Here is an 18093-nt window from a genome sequence, read left to right on the forward strand (position 1 = left end):
CACCGTCACCGGTTTTCGGCGTCGCTGTGGCAGGGGCCCCAATGCAGGTTCAGGACGGACCCATGCCAAGCGCCATCAATTCCCGACTCTTGTCCACCATCGTTGCCGTGTCGTTGATGCTGGCGGCCGCGGCGGCCCAGGCCGCAGTGGATCTCGCCGGTTTCCTCAAACATCCGACGTTTCTGGACCTGAAGTTGTCGCCCAGCGGCGAGTACTTCGCCGCCACCGTGCCGCATGAAGACCAGGTCGGCATGGTCATCATCCGCCGCGCCGACAACAAGGTCGTCAGCAACTTCAGTCTGGGCAAGGATACCGCGGTCACTGCTTTCTACTGGGTCAGTCCGACCCGGGTGGTACTTTCAGGCGCCGAGAAGTTCGGTTCCCTGGAAGTCCCGGTCGCGACCGGCGAGCTGTATGCGGTAAGCGTGGATGGCAGCAAGCCCACGCTGCTGGCCGGGTTCCGTGCACCGCGCGCGGAGAACCGTGAAGTGACGTTCCTGGCCGATGACCTGCCCGGCGATGACCAGCACATGATTGTCTCGGTCTGGTCCTATTCGTCTTCGGGCAAGGCCCGCGCCGACCGCATGGATGTGGCCACCGGCAAGAGCAAGCGGGTGGCCCGCGCGCCCATGCAGGATGCCAGCTTCAAGGTCGACAATGCCGGCGAAGTCCGGTTTGCCCAGGGCGAGGAAGACGACAACAGCACCCGGCTGTACTACCGCCAGGGCAGCGATGAGGACTGGGTGCTGGTAAATGACTCGAATCAGTCCGATGAATCGCTGTACGTACTGGGATTCTCCGCTGACAACGCTCGCGCCTACCTGCAGGTCGAAAATGCGTCCGGCGCCGACACTCTGGAAACGATGGAGATGGAGACCCTTGTACGCTCGCCACTGCTGGCCGGGTCGGACGTGGATCCGTCGACCATCATCTATTCGCTGCAGTCGCCATCGGTGCCGGCAGGTGCGATCTTCATGGATGGCAGGCCAAAGGCGGTGTTCTTCGACGAAACATCGGCAACGGCACGGCTGTATCGAAGCCTGGAGGAGGCGTTCCCCGGACAAGCGGTGTTCATCACCTCGCACACCGACGACGGCAGGTTGGCACTGGTGCAGGTGCAGTCCGATCGCAACGAAGGCGACTTCTATGTGTTCGATACCGTCAGCAAGAAAGCCGACTACCTGGCCAGCCGCCGCCAGTGGCTGGATCCTGGCAGCATGGGCGTGACCACCCCGTTTGCATTCAAGGCCCGGGATGGCATGCAGATACATGGCTATCTCACACGGCCCGCCGGCGCCTCTGATTCGCCGTTGCCGATGGTGGTGATGCCGCACGGCGGGCCATTCTTCGTGCAGGACGACTGGTTCTTCGACGATCAGACCCAGCTGCTGGCCGCCGCGGGCTATGCGGTGCTGCGGGTCAATTTCCGTGGTTCCGGAGGTTACGGCCAGGCGTTTGCCAAGGCCGGTGCCCGGCAATGGGGCAAGGCGATGCAGGATGACCTGACCGACGCCACCACCTGGGCTGTGCACCAGGGCTTTGCCGAGCCTTCGCGGATCTGCATCTACGGTGCGAGTTATGGCGGCTACGCCGCGCTGATGGGAGTTGCCAGGGAACCTGATCTGTACCGCTGTGCGGCAGGATATGTCGGCGTTTACGATCTTCCCACCATGTTCAAGCGTGGCGACATCAAGGAAAGCAAATCAGGGCGGAACTATCTGGACGAGTGGATTGGTGACGGCAAGGGTCTCGAGCAATTCTCGCCCACTAATCTGGCCGACCGGATCAAAGTGCCGGTTTTCCTCGCCGCCGGCGGGTCCGACAGCCGGGCACCCATCAGGCATTCGCATCTGATGGCGCGTCGTATCAAGGATGCGGGTGGTGAGGTGGAGACGCTGTACTACGATACCGAGGGCCACGGCTTCTACACACTCGAGCACCGCAAGGCGTACTACACCCAGCTGCTGGACTTCCTGTCGCGCAACATCGGTGGGCAGAAGGCGAAGTAAGGCAAATCTGATGCGTCGGCAAAACGACAACGGCGCGAAAGCGCCGTTGTCGTTACTGGTGTGCACCAGGCGGCAAGCGGATCAGTGCGCGCCGTGCATCATCCGTTTCAGCAGCGGCGCCGCGAGCAGGGCCAGCACGCCGCAGCCCAGGCCGAGGAACATCATCAGCCAGAACAGGTCGGCGTACTTGCCGGCAGCATCGGCCAATACCAGGGTTTCACCGTGCGGCACTTCGATCGCTGCCAGTTTGCCGAACAGCGCAGCCAGGGTTTCCGAGAACGCGGTGGCGAGGAACCAGGTGCCCATCATCATGCTGACCACGCGCGGCACCGACAACTGGGTCACCGCCGAAAGGCCGACCGGCGACAGGCACATCTCGCCCATTTCCAGGATCAGGTAGGCCAGCACCAGCCACCACACGCTGGCCATCTGCCCGCTTGCGCCGACCTGTTGCGCGGCCAGTGCCATTGGCACGAAGGCAACGCCGGCCAACACCAGCCCCAGCGCCGACTTGAATGGTTTCGATGGATCCCGGCCGCGCCTGCCCAGTGCCGCCCACAGCACCGCGAACACCGGCGCCAGCAGCACCAGGAACAGTGCGCCGAGATAGGTCAGTGATCCTGCGGTCTGCGGCAGGATGACCGAGTCGCGGACCATGAACAGCAACATGATCGCGACCACCGCCACGAACAGGAACTTCGGCAGGCGCGATTGCGGATAGCGGTCCGACAACTCGGCCGCGACCACGAATGACACCGGCGCCAGCACCAGCGAGTACATCGACCACGGCGCATGGGCAAAGAACTGGGCGACATTGGCCATCAATCCCGCACCCCAGCTGACCGGTTCCTGCGCCCGAACCAGTGACGGGAAAATATCCTTGGTCAGCAACCGGTCGGTGAACGTCACCCACGACCCGTAGGTCTGCTCGTAGAGGGTGAAGAAAATCAGCGCCATGAAGATCAGCGCCATCAGCGCCAGCATCTGCTGGCGCTGCACCGGGGTGCACTGACGGGTGATGAAGAACCCGAACCAGACCAGTACGCAGGCCAGCACCACCAGCATCAGCAGCAGCGCCAGGCTGACTTCGCCAGCAAGCGCGAAACTGCCATTGGCCGCTGCCCACATCAGCCATGCCAGCGGTACCACCGCGGCGATCGATGCGGCATAGATCAGCCCCTCGCGCGGCACGCCCCAGAACCGTTGCCGCAGGGTCTCCGGTGCGTGCGGATCAGCGTGGCCGTGCAGGTACTTCTGGCCCCACAGGAACAGGCCAAGTCCCAGCAGCATGCCGATGCCGGCGGCGCCAAAGCCATACTTCCAGCCCAGGGTCTCGCCGAGGTAGCCACAGACCAGCGACGCGAACAGTGCGCCCAGATTGATGCCGGCGTAGAACAGTGAAAAGCCCGAATCGCGGCGCGGGTCATCAGGCGCGTAGAGCTTGCCGACGATGGTCGAGATATTGGGCTTCAGAAAGCCGACGCCGACGATAATCAGCGCCAGCGACAGATAGGTGATCCGCAACGTGCCTTCGTCGCGGCTGACGATGCCGCCGACGCTGCTGGCGGCATGACCTTCGAATGCCATGCCGATGTGGCCCAGCACCAGCAGCACGCCGCCGAACACCACCGCCTTGCGCATGCCCAGCCAGCGATCCGCCAGCAGGCCGCCGATGACCGGCACGCAGTACACCAGACCGCCATAGGCGCCAAGCAGATCCAGCCCGGCCTTGTCGCCAAACAAGTGGTACTTGGTCAGGTACAGCAGCAGCAGCGCCTTCATCCCGTAGAACGAAAACCGCTCCCACATCTCGGTGAAGAAGCAGACGTAGACGCCTTTCGGGTGGCCGAGGAAGTCCTCGCTGGCGGGCAGGGCGGCGGCGGTCGGGTTCATCGGCGGGGTCGGTTCGGGACGGAACCGCGGAGTATAGCCGCGGCGCCTGCCGCCGGCCCCGCGGGCGCCGCCACGACTGGACTTGCGCAGGGCTTGTCGCTAGCTTGTCCGGTTTCCGTCTGCAGAGAAATCCGATGAGCCAGGCCGCCACGCCGCAACTCACTTTCCGTGCCGTCGTGCTGGCCATCGTGCTGGCGATGGTGCTGGCTGCCGCCAACGCCTACCTGGGCCTGTTTGCCGGCCTGACCATCGCCACCGCGATTCCGGCGGCGGTGGTGTCGATGGGCATCCTGCGCCTGCTCGGCGGCGGCACCATCCTCGAAAACAACATCGTCCAGACCGGCGCCTCGGCCGGTTCCTCGATCGCCGCCGGGGTCATCTTCACCATCCCGGCGCTGGTCATCATGGGCTACTGGCCGGACTTCAAATACTGGTGGGTGCTGGGCATTGCCGGCCTCGGCGGGCTGCTTGGGGTACTGTTCTCGGTGCCGCTGCGGCGCTCGATGATCGTCGAGGACCCGCTGCCGTTCCCGGAAGGCAAGGCCGCGGCCGAAGTGTTGAAGGCCGGCGACAATCCCGGTCCGGGGCTGAAGATCCTGGCCTTGTCCGGGGCCATCGGCGCACTGGTCAAGCTGGGCGCGGCCAGTGGCCTGAAAATGATTCCCGACGCCTGGGCCCAGGCCGCCTACCTGGGCAGCGGCCGGGTCATCGGCTACATCGGCACCAACCTGTCGCCGGCGCTGCTGGGGGTGGGCTATATCGTTGGTCTCAACGTTGGCATCGTGGTCCTGTCCGGCGCGGTGTTGTCCTGGCATATCGCCATTCCGCTGTACCACGCGTTCTTCCTTGGCAGCGACCCGGCGTTGGCGCAGAGCATCGCCACCGCGCCGGCTGCTGACGCGGCGTTTGCCATCTGGGGCGCCAAAATCCGTTATCTCGGTGTCGGCACCATGCTGGTCGGCGGCGTCTGGACGCTGTTCTCGCTGCGCAATTCGCTGGTGTCGGGGATCAAGAGCGGTTTTGCCGCCGCCCGCAAGAGCACCGGCAAGGTCGAGATTGCCGAGACCGAACGCGACCTGCCGATGAAGTGGATGCTGATCGCGCTGGTCGCCTTCGTGGTCCCGCTGTGGGCGCTGTACCATGCCATCGTCGGCCTGTGGGGCGTCAGCCTGACCATGACCGTGATCATGATCGTCGCCGGTTTCCTGTTCGTATCGGTTTCCGGTTACCTGGCCGGCCTGATTGGCTCATCCAACAATCCGGTCTCCGGCATCACCATTTCCACCATCCTGTTCGCTTCTGCGGTGCTGGTGCTGTTGCTCGGCCGTGACTCGCCGATTGGCGCGGTGGCCGCAATCATGATCGGCGCAGTGGTGTGCTGCGCCGCGGCGGTCGGCGGTGACAACCTGCAGGATCTGAAAGCCGGCTACCTGGTCGGCGCCACTCCCTGGAAGCAGCAGCTGATGCTGGCCATCGGCGCGTTCTCATGCGCGTTGATCATGGCCCCGGTGCTCAACCTGCTGGCCCATGCCTACGGCATCGGCGCGGCCACCCCGGAACACCCGCAATCGCTGGCGGCGCCACAGGCGACCTTGATGGCCTCGGTTGCCAAAGGCCTGTTTGGCGGTCAATTGCCCTGGAACATGATTGCCGTCGGTGGCGTCATCGGCGCGGTCATCATCGCCATCGACGAATGGCTGAAGTCGCGCGGCGCCCGTTTCCGGGTGCCGGTGCTGGCCGCGGCCATCGGTATTTACCTGCCGCTGGAGCTGATGGTGCCGATTTTCCTCGGTGGCCTGATCGCCCACCTGGTCGAGCGCTACCACAAGGTCAAGGCCGACGACGAGGAAGCCCGCGACCGCGTGCATCGTCCGGGCGTGCTGTTCTCGGCCGGCCTGATCACCGGTGAAGCGCTGATGGGCATCGCCATCGCGATTCCGATCGTGGTCTCGGCCAATGCCGACGTGCTGGCACTGCCCGAGTCGTTCCATTTCAACCAGTGGATCGGCCTGCTGGTGCTGGCGGTGGTCGGCTGGCTGCTGTACCGGACCGGGCGCAAGGGCGAGGTCGCGGCCAAGCCGCCGGCCGGCGGCTGACGCCCGCCCGCCGGCAGTGCTGAGCGGGGCATGACTTCATGCCTTTGCGCTGGATGTCGATTGCGGCCTAACATCGGGGTTTCTTTTGCCGGAGCCCCGGATGAACCTGCGTTTTGCCCTGCTGCCCCTCTGCCTGCTGGCCAGCGTGCCGGCACTCGCTGCCAATCGCGGCCTGGATGTCCGCGACATGGTGGCGCTGGACCGCTACTCCTCGCCAGTGCTGTCGCCGGATGGCAGCCAGCTGGTGTTCGCCAAGCGGGTGATGGACCAGGCCCGGACCAAGGCCAGCACCAGCCTGTGGCGCCGGAACCTGCTGACCCGCGACCAGCGCCCGCCCAGCCGGCTGACCCCGGACGGCTGGAACGTCAATTCACCGTCGTTCTCGGCCGATGGCAAGACCGTGTACTTCCTCAGCAGCCAGTCCGGCAGCCAGCAGCTGTATGCAATGCCGGCCGAAGGTGGCAAGCCGCGCCAGCTGACCGACATCGCGCTGGACGTGGGCAGCTACAAAATTTCGCCGGACGATGGCCGCATCGCGTTCACCGTCGACACGTTCGCCGACTGCGGCGCCGACTTCGCCTGCAGCAAGAAGAAGCTGGATGACACCGAAGCCTCGCCGGCCACCGGGGTCGTCTTCGACCAGTTGTTCGTGCGCCACTGGGATACCTGGAACGATGGCCGCCGCAGCCGCCTGTACGTGGCCGACATGCCGGCCGGCAAGGCCATGGCCAAGGCCGCGACCGGGCTGAGCCAGGCCCTGGTCGGCGATCTGCCGTCCAAGCCGTTTGGCGATGACAGCGAATACACCTGGGCACCGGACGGTGCGTCGCTGGTGGCCAGCGTGCGGGTGGCCGACAAGAGCGAGCCGTGGTCGACCAACTTCGACCTGTACCAGCTCGCCATCGATGGCAAGAGCGCACCGAAGAACCTGACCGCCTCCAATCCGGCCTGGGATACCGGTCCGGTATTCAGCGCCGATGGCAAAACCCTGTACTACCGGGCGATGAAGCGTCCGGGTTTCGAGGCTGATCGCTTTGCCCTGATGGCGTTGGACCTGGCCAGCGGCAACAGCCGCGAGATCGCCGCCGACTGGGATCGCTCGGCCGACGGCATCACCCTGGCCGACGATGGCAACAGCATCTACACCACCGCCCAGGACCTGGGCGAGCACCCGTTGTTCAAGGTCGACATCGCCAGCGGCGCGGTACAGAAGATCATCGGTGACGGCAGCGTCTCCAGCATCGACATCGCCGGCGACACGCTGGCCCTGTCGCGCAATTCGTTGACCAGCGGCGACCAGCTGTTCACCACCACCCTGGCCGGGCAGCCGCTGCGTGCGATCACCCCCAGCGCCGGCGAGATGCTGCCGGAGGTCAAGTTCGGCGACTTCGAGCAGTTTTCATTCAAGGGCTGGAACAACGAAACCGTGCACGGCTACGTGGTCAAGCCCTGGAACTACCAGGAGGGCAAGACCTATCCGGTGGCGTTCCTGGTCCACGGCGGCCCGCAGGGCAGCTTCGGCAATGGCTGGAGCTACCGCTGGAATCCGCAGACCTATGCCGGCCAGGGCTACGCGGTGGTGATGATCGATTTCCACGGCTCCACCGGCTATGGCCAGGCGTTCACCGATGCCATCAGCCAGCACTGGGGCGACCGGCCGCTGGAAGATCTGCAGAAGGGCTGGGCCGCGGCGCAGCAGCAGTACCGGTTCCTGGATGGCGACAAGGCCTGCGCACTGGGCGCCAGCTACGGTGGCTACATGGTCTACTGGATGGCCGGCAAATGGAACAAACCGTGGAAATGCCTTGTCGACCACGATGGCGTATTCGACAACCGGATGATGGGTTACAGCACCGAGGAACTGTGGTTCAGCGAGTGGGAAAACGGTGGCACCCCGTACGAGAACCCGGAAGGCTACGAGAAGTTCAATCCGGCACTGCACGTGGACCAGTGGAAAGTACCGATGCTGGTCATCCATGGACAGATGGATTTCCGCATTCCGGTCGAGCAGGGCCTGGCCGCATTCAGCGCGCTGCAACGCAAGGGCATCGAATCCAAGTTGCTGTATTTCCCCGACGAGAATCATTGGGTGCTCAAGCCGCAGAACAGCATCCTGTGGCATGACACCGTCAACGACTGGTTGAAGCAACACATCGGCGAGTAAGTTGTGTGATGGCACGCCACCGCGGTGGCGTGCCTTTTTTTCATCCGGAGGGGATGCCGATGGCGATTGCCGAAACCAGCCAGGCGCTGATTACCAATGACAAAGTGGTGTTCGGCCTGCTGGCCGCCACCCTGGGCTTCGTGTTCTGGAGCTCCTCGCGGCCAACTGGCCTGTGGCAGCGTTTCTACACCTTCGTACCGTCGATCGTACTGTGTTACCTGCTGCCGGCGGCCTACAACACCTTCGGCCTGATCGATGGCCACGCCTCGGGCCTGTACCCGATGGCGCGCGACTACCTGCTGCCGGCGGCGCTGGTGCTGTTCTGCCTGTCGATGGACGTCAAGGGCATCATCCGCCTGGGACCGAAGGCGATGATCATGTTCGTGGTCGGTACCCTCGGCGTCATGGTCGGTGCCTGGGTCGCATTCGAGGCGATGAAGGTCATCCACCCGGCCACCGTGGCTGGCGAGACCTGGCGTGGCATGACCACGATCGCCGGCAGCTGGATCGGCGGTGGCGCCAACCAGGCGGCAATGAAGGAAGTATTCGAAGTCGACGCGACCCTGTTCGGACAGTTTGCCGCCGTCGACGTGCTGGTCGCCTATGTGTGGATGGCGGTGCTGTTGTTCATGGCCTCGCGGGCCCCGGCGATTGATCGCTGGAACAAGGCCGACACCAGCGCCATCGAAGACCTGAAGCAGCGTATCGAAAGCTACCAGGCCCAGCATTCGCGCATTCCGACGCTGACCGATTTGATCCTGATCCTGGCCATCGGCTTCGGCTTCACCAGCCTGGCGCACTTCCTGGCCGAGCCGCTGGTGGCGTGGATCACCTCACTGCCGGCCGAGTGGCGCCTGCGCGATTACAGCCTGGATTCACTGTTTTTCTGGCTGGTGATCCTGGCGACCACCTTTGGCGTGGCACTGAGCTTCACCCGCGCCCGTGAACTGGAAGGCGCCGGTGCTTCCAAATTCGGCTCGGTGATGCTGTACGTGCTGATCGCCGCGATCGGCATGCAGATGGATCTGAAGTCGCTGGCCGACAAGCCGCTGCTGTTGCTGCTTGGCTTGATCTGGATCTGCGTGCATGCGGCGGTGATGTTGCTGGTGGCGAGGTTGATTCGCGCACCGGTGTTCTTCATGGCGGTTGGTTCGCAGGCCAATATCGGCGGCGCTGCCAGCGCGCCGGTGGTGGCCAGTGCATTCCATCCGGCGCTGGCACCGGTCGGTGTGCTGCTCGGCGTCTGTGGTTACGCGCTGGGCACCTACGGCGCGTACATCACCGGCATCGTGCTGCGGATGCTGGCCGGCGGTTGATCATCGCCACGCTGTATCGAACGCAGCAGCGGGCGCGATGGCAGCGTCCATCGCGTCCGCTGATGGCAGCGTCGTCAGCTAGCTCTTGCCCAGCGTCAGCAACAGGGCCTTGGCGGCATTGAAGCGATCCGGCGCTTCCGGCAGTGGCACCTTGATCCGCAGTTTGTCGGGACCGTCCATTGAATACAGCTTCGGCTGCTTCTGGATCATCTGGATGATCGCCATCGGATCGATGTCGGGTTTGCTTTCGAAGACGATGCGGCCGCCATTCTCACCCAGTTCCAGCTTGCGCAGGCCCAGCGCGGTGGCGTCGAGCTTCAGTTCGGCGGTGGCGAACAGATATTTGACCGGGTCCGGCAGGATGCCGAAGCGATCAATCATTTCCACCTGCAGGTCACGCAGCTCATCGCTGTCGCGGGCGCTGCTGATGCGCTTGTACAGGGTCAGGCGGGTGTGCACGTCGGGCAGGTAGTCGTCCGGGATCAATGCCGGCACATGCAGTTCGACTTCGGCGCCGCGGTGTTCCTGGCCGGCATCGACATCCGGCAGTTTGCCCTGCTTGATACTGCGCACCGCGCGTTCCAGCAGCTCGGTGTACAGGCTGAAGCCGATCTCGGCCATCTGTCCGCTCTGGTCCTCGCCGAGCAGTTCACCGGCGCCGCGGATTTCCAGATCGTGGGTGGCCAGGGTGAAACCGGCGCCCAGTTCGTCCATCGAGGCAATCGCTTCCAGCCGGCGCTGCGCATCGGCGGTGATGCTGCGTTTGTCCGGCACCACCAGGTAGGCATAGGAGCGATGGTGGGAGCGACCGACGCGGCCGCGCAACTGGTGCAGCTGGGCCAGGCCGAAGCGGTCGGCGCGGTTGATGATGATGGTGTTGGCATTGGGAATATCGATGCCGGACTCGATGATGGTGGTGCACAACAACACGTTGAAGCGCTGTTTCTGGAACGACAGCATCACCTGTTCCAGTTCGCGCTCGGGCATCTGTCCGTGGGCCACGCCGATGCGTGCTTCCGGCACCAGTTCGGCCAGATCCCGCTGCATGCGGCCGATGCTCTCGACATCGTTGTGCAGGAAGTAGACCTGGCCACCACGCGCCAGCTCGCGCTGGAAGGCTTCGCGCAGCAGCGCGCCATCCCAGGGGGTGACGAAGGTCTGCACCGCCATCCGGTTGGCCGGCGGGGTGGCGATGATGCTCAGATCGCGCAGCCCGGCCATGGCCATGTTGAGGGTGCGCGGGATCGGGGTGGCGGTCAGGGTCAGCAGGTGGACGTTGGCGCGCATCGCCTTCAGCGCCTCCTTCTGGCGCACGCCGAAGCGTTGCTCCTCGTCGACGATGACCAGGCCCAGATCCTTGAACTTGACGTCGGGCTGCAACAGACGATGGGTGCCGACGATCACATCGATGCTGCCATCGGCGGCTTTTTCCAGTTCGGCCTTGATCTCCTTGTTGCTCTTGAAGCGCGACAGCACTTCCACCTTCAGTGGCCAGTCGGCGAAACGGTCACGGAAATTGCGGTAGTGCTGTTCGGCCAGCAATGTGGTCGGCACCAGCACCGCGACCTGCTTGCCGGCACTGGCGGCGGCGAACGCGGCGCGCACCGCGACTTCGGTCTTGCCGAAGCCGACGTCGCCGCAGACCACCCGGTCCATCGGCTGGCTGCTGGCCAGATCCCGGATCACCGCCTCGATGGCGTGGTGCTGATCCGGGGTTTCCTCGAATGGGAAACCAGCCGCGAACGGCTCGTACATCGCCCGGTCCAGTTGCAGCGCCAGCCCGGCGCGGGCCTGCCGGCGGGCCTGGATTTCCAGCAGTTCGGCGGCCACGTCGCGGACTTTCTCGGCCGCTTTCTTCTTGGCTTTGCTCCAGGCTTCGCCGCCGAGCGAATGCAGCGGCGCGGTTTCCACCGATGCGCCAGAATAGCGGCTGATCAGATGCAGCTGCGCGACCGGCACATACAGGCGGTCGCCCTTGGCGTATTCGATTTCCAGGTATTCGGCCGGGGTGCCGCCGGCTTCCAGCACCACCAGCCCGCGGTAACGGCCAACACCGTGATCCTCGTGGACGATCGGCGCGCCTTCGCTGAGTTCGCCGAGGTCGCGGATGATCGCCTCCGGCTCGCGACCGGTGCGCTTGCGGCGATGCGCCTGGGTGGCGCGTTCGGGGAACAGCTGGCGCTCGGTCAGCACCGCGATCGCCGGCGCGTCCAGGGCAAAGCCGTCTTCCAGCGGCGCGACCGTGATCGCAAAGCGGTTGCCGGCCTCGTCACTGCTCAGGAAGGCGTTGAAGCCGGCTTGCGGCGCCGGGTGCAGGTTGGCGGCCTGCAGCACTTCCAGCAGCGCTTCGCGGCGGCCGGCCGAATCTGCGGCAATCAATACCTTGCCCGGGTAATGCTGCACGAACGAGGCCAGCGCATTGGCGGCCGGGCCGTCCTTGCTGGCGACCGGCAGCGGCGGCAGTGGTTGTTCCGGCAGGGCGTGGGCCTCGCCATGGCGCGGATGCTGCGGGCCGCATACCTCGACGCGCGGCATGCCGTTGAGGATTTCGCGCAGCCCATCCGGCGGCAGGTACAGCTCCTGCGGCGGCAGCAGCGGACGCTCGACATCATGGCGACGCTGTTCGTAACGGTTGAGGGTCTGCGCCCAGAATGCTTCGCTGGCCTCGCTGCTGCCATCGGCCAGCAGTGGCAGTGCGTCGGCGTCGAGATAATCGAACAGGGTCGCGGTCTGGTCGAAGAACAGCGGCAGGTAATACTCGACCCCGGCCGGCACCAGCCCGGACTTCAGATCCTGGTACAGCGCGCTGCGGCGGGTGTCGACGTCAAACCGTTCGCGCAGCAGCTTCATGGCCCGTTCGAGTGCCGCCTCGTCCAGCGGCACTTCGCGTCCGGGCAGCATCTGGATGGCGTCGGTCTTCTCCAGCGAGCGCTGGGTGTCCGGGTCGAATTCGCGGATCGAATCGATGCTGTCATCGAACAACTCGATCCGCAGCGGCGCCTGCGCGCCCATCGGGTAGACATCCAGCAGACCGCCACGCACGGCGAAATCACCCGGGTCCTGGACCTGCGGCACGTGCCGGTAGCTGGCCGCCTCCAGCCGGCGCTTTTCGGCGTCGAAATCCAGGGTCTGGCCGACCGCGTAGTCGAAGCTGCCGCCGGCGATATGGCGCAGCGGCGGCAGCCGTTGCATCAGTGTCTGCACCGGCACGATGACGATGCCGCGCTTCAGCGTTGGCAGGCGATGCAGGGCCGCCAGCCGCTGCGAGATGATGTCCGGGTGCGGACTGAACTGGTCGTAGGCCAGGGTCTCCCAATCCGGGAACGGCACCACCGGCAGGCTGGCATCGGCCCCGAGCAGGGTATGCAGATCGGCCTCCAGCTGGTGGGCATCGTGGTTGTCGCGGGCGACCACCAGCAGCGGCCCGGCATGCGCGTCGGCGGCGCGGGCGATGAACCAGGCCAGCGCGCTCGGCGAGGCAGGGGCGCGCCACCAGGCACGGGGCTGGCCGCGCTTGGGCAGGGGAGGGCTGGGAAAATCGTTGGCTTGGGTCATGTCAGGGCAAATGGACGACAGCGCCGGCGAGCCGTGGCCCGCAGCGCAGAACAATGGGTGGGCAGTTTAACGCTGTTGCGGTAACCGGTTGGTGGATGCGCGATGGCGCTGCCGGAGGCAAAGACAGGTGCAGGCCGCAACGCGCAATACGCGCAGGCACGTTGGCCAGGCGGGCCTGAGCGCCAAGGCATCGGACACTGGCGAGGGTCAATTCCGGATGGGCACGCGGCGCCCGGCGACAGGTGTGTTTACGCGCCTTCGTTCAAGTCCAGCACGACCCGCACCAGGCCAGGTGTGTCCAGCTCGCGCACGCGCTTGAATCCCAGCGATTGCGCCAGTTGCAGCATCGGCAGGTTGCTGTCCAGCACGTCGCCATACAGGCGGTCGAGCTTCTTGGAGCGGGCCCATTTGACCAGTTTGCGCATCAGATGACGGCCGAGGCCCTGGCCGGCGATGAAATGGCTGACCAGGATGGCGAATTCGGCATCGCGGGTCCGCGGCGAGATCGAGGCACGGGCCACGGCGCCGACCAGGGCTTCACCCGGTGGCAACGGCTCGGCACCAACCAGCGCGAACTCGGTCTGCGGATCCGGTTGCGCCAGCCGTTGCGCCATTTCCGGGGTCAGTTCCTTGATCGCATACAGGAAGCGCTGGCGGATTTCGTCCGGGCCCAGCAGGCTGAAGGCGCCCTGGATGGGGCCGGCGTCTTCCGGGCGAATCGGGCGGATCAACAGCTCACGGCCGCTGGGAAGGCGGAAATGCTCATGCCAGGGTGGGAGGCGTTTGGGAGCGGTCATTGGGTCATGTTCGCACGAAAGTTAATCGTGATGGAGTGAATACCTGGCGAGGGCTGCTGGCGGGTTCAGTTGGGGTACGCCCGGCAGGCCACTAGTGCGCCGTCCTGCTGCCGCGCAGGCGTCCGATCAGCTTGACCACCACCAGCACCACCGCGCCAGCGGCCAGGCCGACCAGCGCATTGAACAGCAGCGACCACAGCCACGCCCAGCGGCCCTGTGCAAGCGGTTCGATGATGTGGTGCAGCCACGGCACTGAATGGACCAGGATGCCGCCACCGACCAGGAACATCGCCGCGGTGCCGACTACCGACAGGGTTTTCATCAGCCAGGGCGCGCTGTACAGGATGCCGCGGCCGAGCTTGCGCTTGAAGCCGGCCCAGCCGCTGTCACGTTTGTCCGCATTCAATGCCAATCCGGCGTCATCCAGCTTGACGATGCCGCCAACCAGTCCGTACACGCCCACCGTCATCACCAGCGCGATCGCGGCCAGGGTCAGCAGCTGCTCCAGCAAGGTGCCGCCGGCCAGGGTGCCCAACGAGATGACGATGATTTCCGCCGACAGGATGAAGTCGGTGCGCACCGCGCCCTTGATCTTGTTCTTCTCGAACGCGACCACGTCCAGCTGCTCATCCTGCAAGGCCTGCTTGAGCTCGCTCTTGCGCTGGTCTTCGGGCGTGTCGTGGGCAATGAATTTGTGCGCCAGTTTCTCGGCACCCTCGAAGCACAGATAGGTACCACCGGCCATCATCAAAGGCGTGATCAGCGGGACGTCGTGGCCTTTGCTTCTGAGCCAGCCTTCCAGCGCACTGATCCCGAGTGCCGCCGGCACCAGGATGACCTTGTTGAGCAGCGAGCCCTTGGCCACCGCCCATACCACCGGCAGCTCGCGTTCGGCGCGCACCCCGGTCACCTGCTGCGCATTGAGTGCCAGATCATCGCCCAGCACGCCGGCGGTTTTCTTCGCGGCCACCTTGGTCATCAGCGAGACGTCGTCGAGCAGGGTGGCGATGTCATCGAGCAGCGCGAAGAAGCTGGAACCGGCCATGAACGCATCCGTGTGGGGTGGAAGCGCCGATTCTCGCACAGACCACGTGCCCGCCAGCGTATAGGCCGAGGCACGCCGGAGCAGTGTCACTCCGGTAGGGACAACCACTCCAGGCGGGTGGTGGCACCGGCTTCGCCCAATGCCTTCTTCAACACCGGCAGCGCTGGCGCCAGTGCCTTGTCCAGTTGCCACGGTGGGTTGAACATCAGCATGCCGCTGCCGTTGAGGCGCAGCGGTGAATCGTCCGGGCGCACCTGCAGCTCGGCCAGCAACAGCGATTTGGCCGGCAACGCCGCGGCCTTGCGCAAGAACGGTTGCAGGCTGCGCCGCAGCTTGATCGGATACCAGACCGCGTAGCAGGCATTGGGCCAGCGGCCCAGGGCTTCGCGCAGGTGACTGATGATCTGCGGATACTCGGCGTCCTGGGCTTCGTAGGGCGGGTCGATCAGGACCAGGCCACGGCCGTAGCGGGTATCGCCGATCCGCGGCGGCAGCATCGCCTTCATCGCCGAATAGCCATCGCGCGCGTGCACCGCGACCCGGCTGTCATGCGCAAACAGCGACTTCAGCGCCTGCGCTTCGTCCGGTTGCAGTTCGCAGGCGGCCAGCCGGTCCTGCGCGCGCATCGACTGCGCTGCCAGCAGCGGCGAGCCGGGGTAGGCCACCAGTGCGCCGACCGGGTTGCCGGCCTGCACTGCGCGCAGGTAATGCTCGATCACATCCGGCATGCTGGCTTCGCCCATCAGCCGGAAGATGCCCTGTTCGGCCTCGGCGGTCTTGCGGCTTTCACCGCTGGCCAACAGGTAATTGCCGCGGCCGGCGTGGGTGTCCAGCACGAAGAACGGGCTGTCCTTGAGCTTGAGCGCCTCGATGATGGCCAGCAGCACGATGTGTTTGAGCACGTCGGCATGGTTGCCGGCATGGAAGGCGTGGCGATAATTCATGGCCGCAGCATAGCCGCTGGCCGGCGCGGCGACTATGCTTGGCCGATGCCGACCATCCTGATTGTCGAAGACGAGGCCGCGATCGCCGACACCGTGCTGTACGCGCTGCGCAGCGAAGGCATGCAGGCAGAGCACGCCTGGCTCGGCCAGGCCGCCCTGCAACGGCTGCGCGAGGGCGGGATCGACGTGGTGGTGCTGGATGTCGGCCTGCCGGACATCAACGGCTTCGAGGTCTGTCGCCAGCTGCGCGGGTTCAGCCAGGTGCCGGTGATGTTCCTGACCGCCCGCAATGACGAAGTCGACCGCGTGCTGGGCCTGGAACTGGGCGCCGATGATTACCTGGCCAAGCCTTTTTCGCCGCGCGAGCTGGTGGCCAGGGTGCGCGCCCGTCTGCGCCGCAGCCAGCTCGACGCTGCGGCAACCGAAGTCGAGCCGGGTTGGCTGCCACGCGGCCGCTTCGCGATCGACGTGCACGGCCACCGGATACGTCACGGCGGCCTGCTGCTGGATCTGACCCGTTACGAGTACATGCTGATGGAAGCGCTGCTGCAGCGCCCTGGCGCCATCCTCAGCCGGGCGCAGTTGATGGACCGTGGCTGGGACGCCGATGCCGACAGCAGTGACCGCACCGTCGACACCCACATCAAGACCCTGCGGGCCAAGCTGCGCGCGGCCGGGGTGCAACCGGATCCCATCCGCACCCATCGCGGACTGGGTTACGCGATCGAGATCTGAGATGCGCCTGGGCCTGCGACTGTTGCTGGGCTTGTTCCTGATTGTCGGCCTGGCGACGTTCTTCGTGATGCGGGTGTTCGTCAACGAGGTCAAGCCGGGCGTGCGCCAGGCGCTGGAATCGACGCTGGTCGATGCCGCCAACGTGCTGGCGGTGATGGCGGCCGATGACATGAAAGCCGGCCATATCGCCGACGGTGCATTTGCCCGGCGCATGGCCCAGGCCAGCCGGCGGGACCTGGATGCACAGGTGTGGGGATTCCCCAAGCGCAACCTGGACTACCGGGTGACGGTGACCGATGCGCGCGGCATCGTCGTCTACGACTCGCAGGGCCGGGACATCGGTCGCGACAACTCGCGCTGGAATGACGTCTACCGCACGCTGCGCGGCGAATACGGTGCCCGTTCAAGCCCGGAACTACCGGGCGACAAGACCCTCACGGTGATGCACGTGGCCGCCCCCATCCGCGACGGCGAGCGCCTGATCGGGGTGCTGACCGTCGCCCAGCCGAACCGCACCATCGAGCCGTTCATCCAGGCCAGCCAGCGCAGCATCCTGAGCAAGGGTGCCTGGTTGATCGGTCTTTCGGCCCTGATCGGCGTGCTGGTCAGCTGGTGGCTGGTGCGCGGCATCACTGCGCTCAACCGCTACGCCAAGGCGGTCAGCGCCGGCCAGCCGGTAGCACCGCCGCCGCCGCGCCGCGACGAGATCGGCGATCTCGGCCAGGCGTTGGAAGCGATGCGGCGCAAGCTCGAGGGCAAGGCCTACGTCGAGCAGTACGTGCAGTCGTTGACCCACGAAATGAAGAGCCCGCTGGCAGCGATCCGCGGCGCCGCCGAGTTGTTGCAGGAACCCCTGCCCGAGGCCGAACGGCAACGCTTCGCCCGCCACATCCAGACCCAGGAACAGCGACTTACCGGCACCATCGACAAATTGCTGGCGCTGGCCTCGGTCGAACAGCACGGCTGGTTGCAGCAGACCGGGCCGGTATCGGTCAGCACATTGCTGGAGCAGGCCCGCGAAGCAGTGGCCGCGCGTCTGGCCGCCCATGATCTGCGGCTGTCGGTGGTAACGGATGAGTCCGGATGCAGCCTGCAAGGCGATGCCTTCCTGCTGCAGCAGGCGCTGTCCAACCTGCTGGAAAACGCGATCGCGTTTTCACCTGCGGGCGCTGAAATCCGCTTGCAGGCGCACACGGATGCGGAGCAGCTGCGTATCGATGTCGAAGATCAGGGGCCGGGCATTCCCGGGTTCGCGCTGGAGCGGATATTCGAGCGCTTCTACTCGTTGCCACGCCCCGACGGCGGCGCGCGCAGTTCCGGCCTGGGGTTGCCGTTCGTGCGCGAAGTGGCGCGCCTGCATGGCGGCAGCATCACGCTGGAAAACCGGACACAGGGCGGTGTCCGCGCGAGCCTGGTATTGCCGCTGCGCCGGCAGGCGAACGCGGGATAAGGTCTTCGGATTCATCCCGAACTCGCGAGTCACAACGTCGTCATCCCGGCGAAAGCCGGGTTTCCAGGCAATGAATGTTGGGTCGCTCG

General features: G+C 65.4%; 11 protein-coding genes. 6 read left to right on the plus strand and 5 right to left on the minus strand.

Going from position 1 to position 18093, the window contains the following annotated elements; all coding sequences use genetic code 11:
• The first annotated feature begins 62 nt into the window (after positions 1–62).
• On the plus strand, positions 63–2009 hold the full coding sequence (locus tag ABB29_RS14865) for an alpha/beta hydrolase family protein (protein WP_083487965.1): 1947 nt from the start codon (positions 63–65) through the stop codon (positions 2007–2009).
• Between the two features lie 81 nt (positions 2010–2090).
• Here ABB29_RS14865 and ABB29_RS14870 read toward each other — a convergent pair whose 3' ends face one another.
• A complete protein-coding gene (locus ABB29_RS14870; protein ID WP_057660444.1) occupies positions 2091–3902 on the minus strand; it encodes a peptide MFS transporter in 1812 nt (603 codons plus the stop codon).
• Positions 3903–4036: 134 nt separating this feature from the next.
• Here ABB29_RS14870 and ABB29_RS14875 point away from each other — a divergent pair, with 134 nt between their 5' ends.
• The 3 genes from ABB29_RS14875 (at position 4037) to ABB29_RS14885 (ending at position 9478) form a co-directional block, all read left to right on the plus strand.
• Entirely contained in the window at positions 4037–5998 is a 1962-nt protein-coding gene (locus ABB29_RS14875; RefSeq protein WP_057660446.1) for an OPT family oligopeptide transporter, read from the plus strand.
• Positions 5999–6098: 100 nt separating this feature from the next.
• Positions 6099–8162, plus strand: a complete 2064-nt coding sequence (locus tag ABB29_RS14880) for a S9 family peptidase (protein WP_057660448.1) — start codon at positions 6099–6101, stop codon at positions 8160–8162.
• Between the two features lie 65 nt (positions 8163–8227).
• Positions 8228–9478 carry a DUF819 family protein gene (locus tag ABB29_RS14885; RefSeq protein WP_425414781.1) on the plus strand — a complete coding sequence of 417 codons (1251 nt, stop codon included), beginning with the start codon at positions 8228–8230 and terminating at the stop codon, positions 9476–9478.
• A gap of 78 nt (positions 9479–9556) precedes the next feature.
• Here the strand turns inward: ABB29_RS14885 and mfd are convergent, their stop codons facing one another.
• The 4 genes from mfd to ABB29_RS14905 all read right to left on the minus strand — a co-directional run bounded on the left by mfd (position 9557) and on the right by ABB29_RS14905 (position 15819).
• Positions 9557–13033, minus strand: coding sequence for a transcription-repair coupling factor (gene mfd / locus ABB29_RS14890; protein WP_057660449.1), 3477 nt, complete (start codon positions 13031–13033; stop codon positions 9557–9559).
• A gap of 248 nt (positions 13034–13281) precedes the next feature.
• Entirely contained in the window at positions 13282–13830 is a 549-nt protein-coding gene (locus tag ABB29_RS14895) for a GNAT family N-acetyltransferase (RefSeq protein ID WP_057660451.1), read from the minus strand.
• Positions 13831–13921: 91 nt separating this feature from the next.
• Positions 13922–14875 carry a DUF808 domain-containing protein gene (locus ABB29_RS14900; protein WP_057660453.1) on the minus strand — a complete coding sequence of 318 codons (954 nt, stop codon included), beginning with the start codon at positions 14873–14875 and terminating at the stop codon, positions 13922–13924.
• An 86-nt stretch (positions 14876–14961) separates the two neighbouring features.
• Positions 14962–15819 carry a 23S rRNA (adenine(2030)-N(6))-methyltransferase RlmJ gene (locus tag ABB29_RS14905; protein WP_057660454.1) on the minus strand — a complete coding sequence of 286 codons (858 nt, stop codon included), beginning with the start codon at positions 15817–15819 and terminating at the stop codon, positions 14962–14964.
• Positions 15820–15864: 45 nt separating this feature from the next.
• On the opposite strand from ABB29_RS14905, the gene creB reads away from it, so the two are divergent.
• Positions 15865–16554 (plus strand): two-component system response regulator CreB, encoded by a 690-nt coding sequence (gene creB / locus ABB29_RS14910; RefSeq protein WP_057660456.1) that lies wholly within the window; start codon positions 15865–15867, stop codon positions 16552–16554.
• A 1-nt stretch (position 16555) separates the two neighbouring features.
• The gene (creC, locus tag ABB29_RS14915; protein ID WP_057660459.1) at positions 16556–18004 is read left to right on the plus strand and encodes a two-component system sensor histidine kinase CreC; all 1449 of its coding nucleotides are present in this window, start codon (positions 16556–16558) and stop codon (positions 18002–18004) included.
• Positions 18005–18093 lie beyond the last annotated feature (89 nt).

The sequence above is a fragment of the Pseudoxanthomonas dokdonensis genome (assembly GCF_001431405.1).
Taxonomy (GTDB): Bacteria; Pseudomonadota; Gammaproteobacteria; order Xanthomonadales; family Xanthomonadaceae; genus Pseudoxanthomonas_A; species Pseudoxanthomonas_A dokdonensis.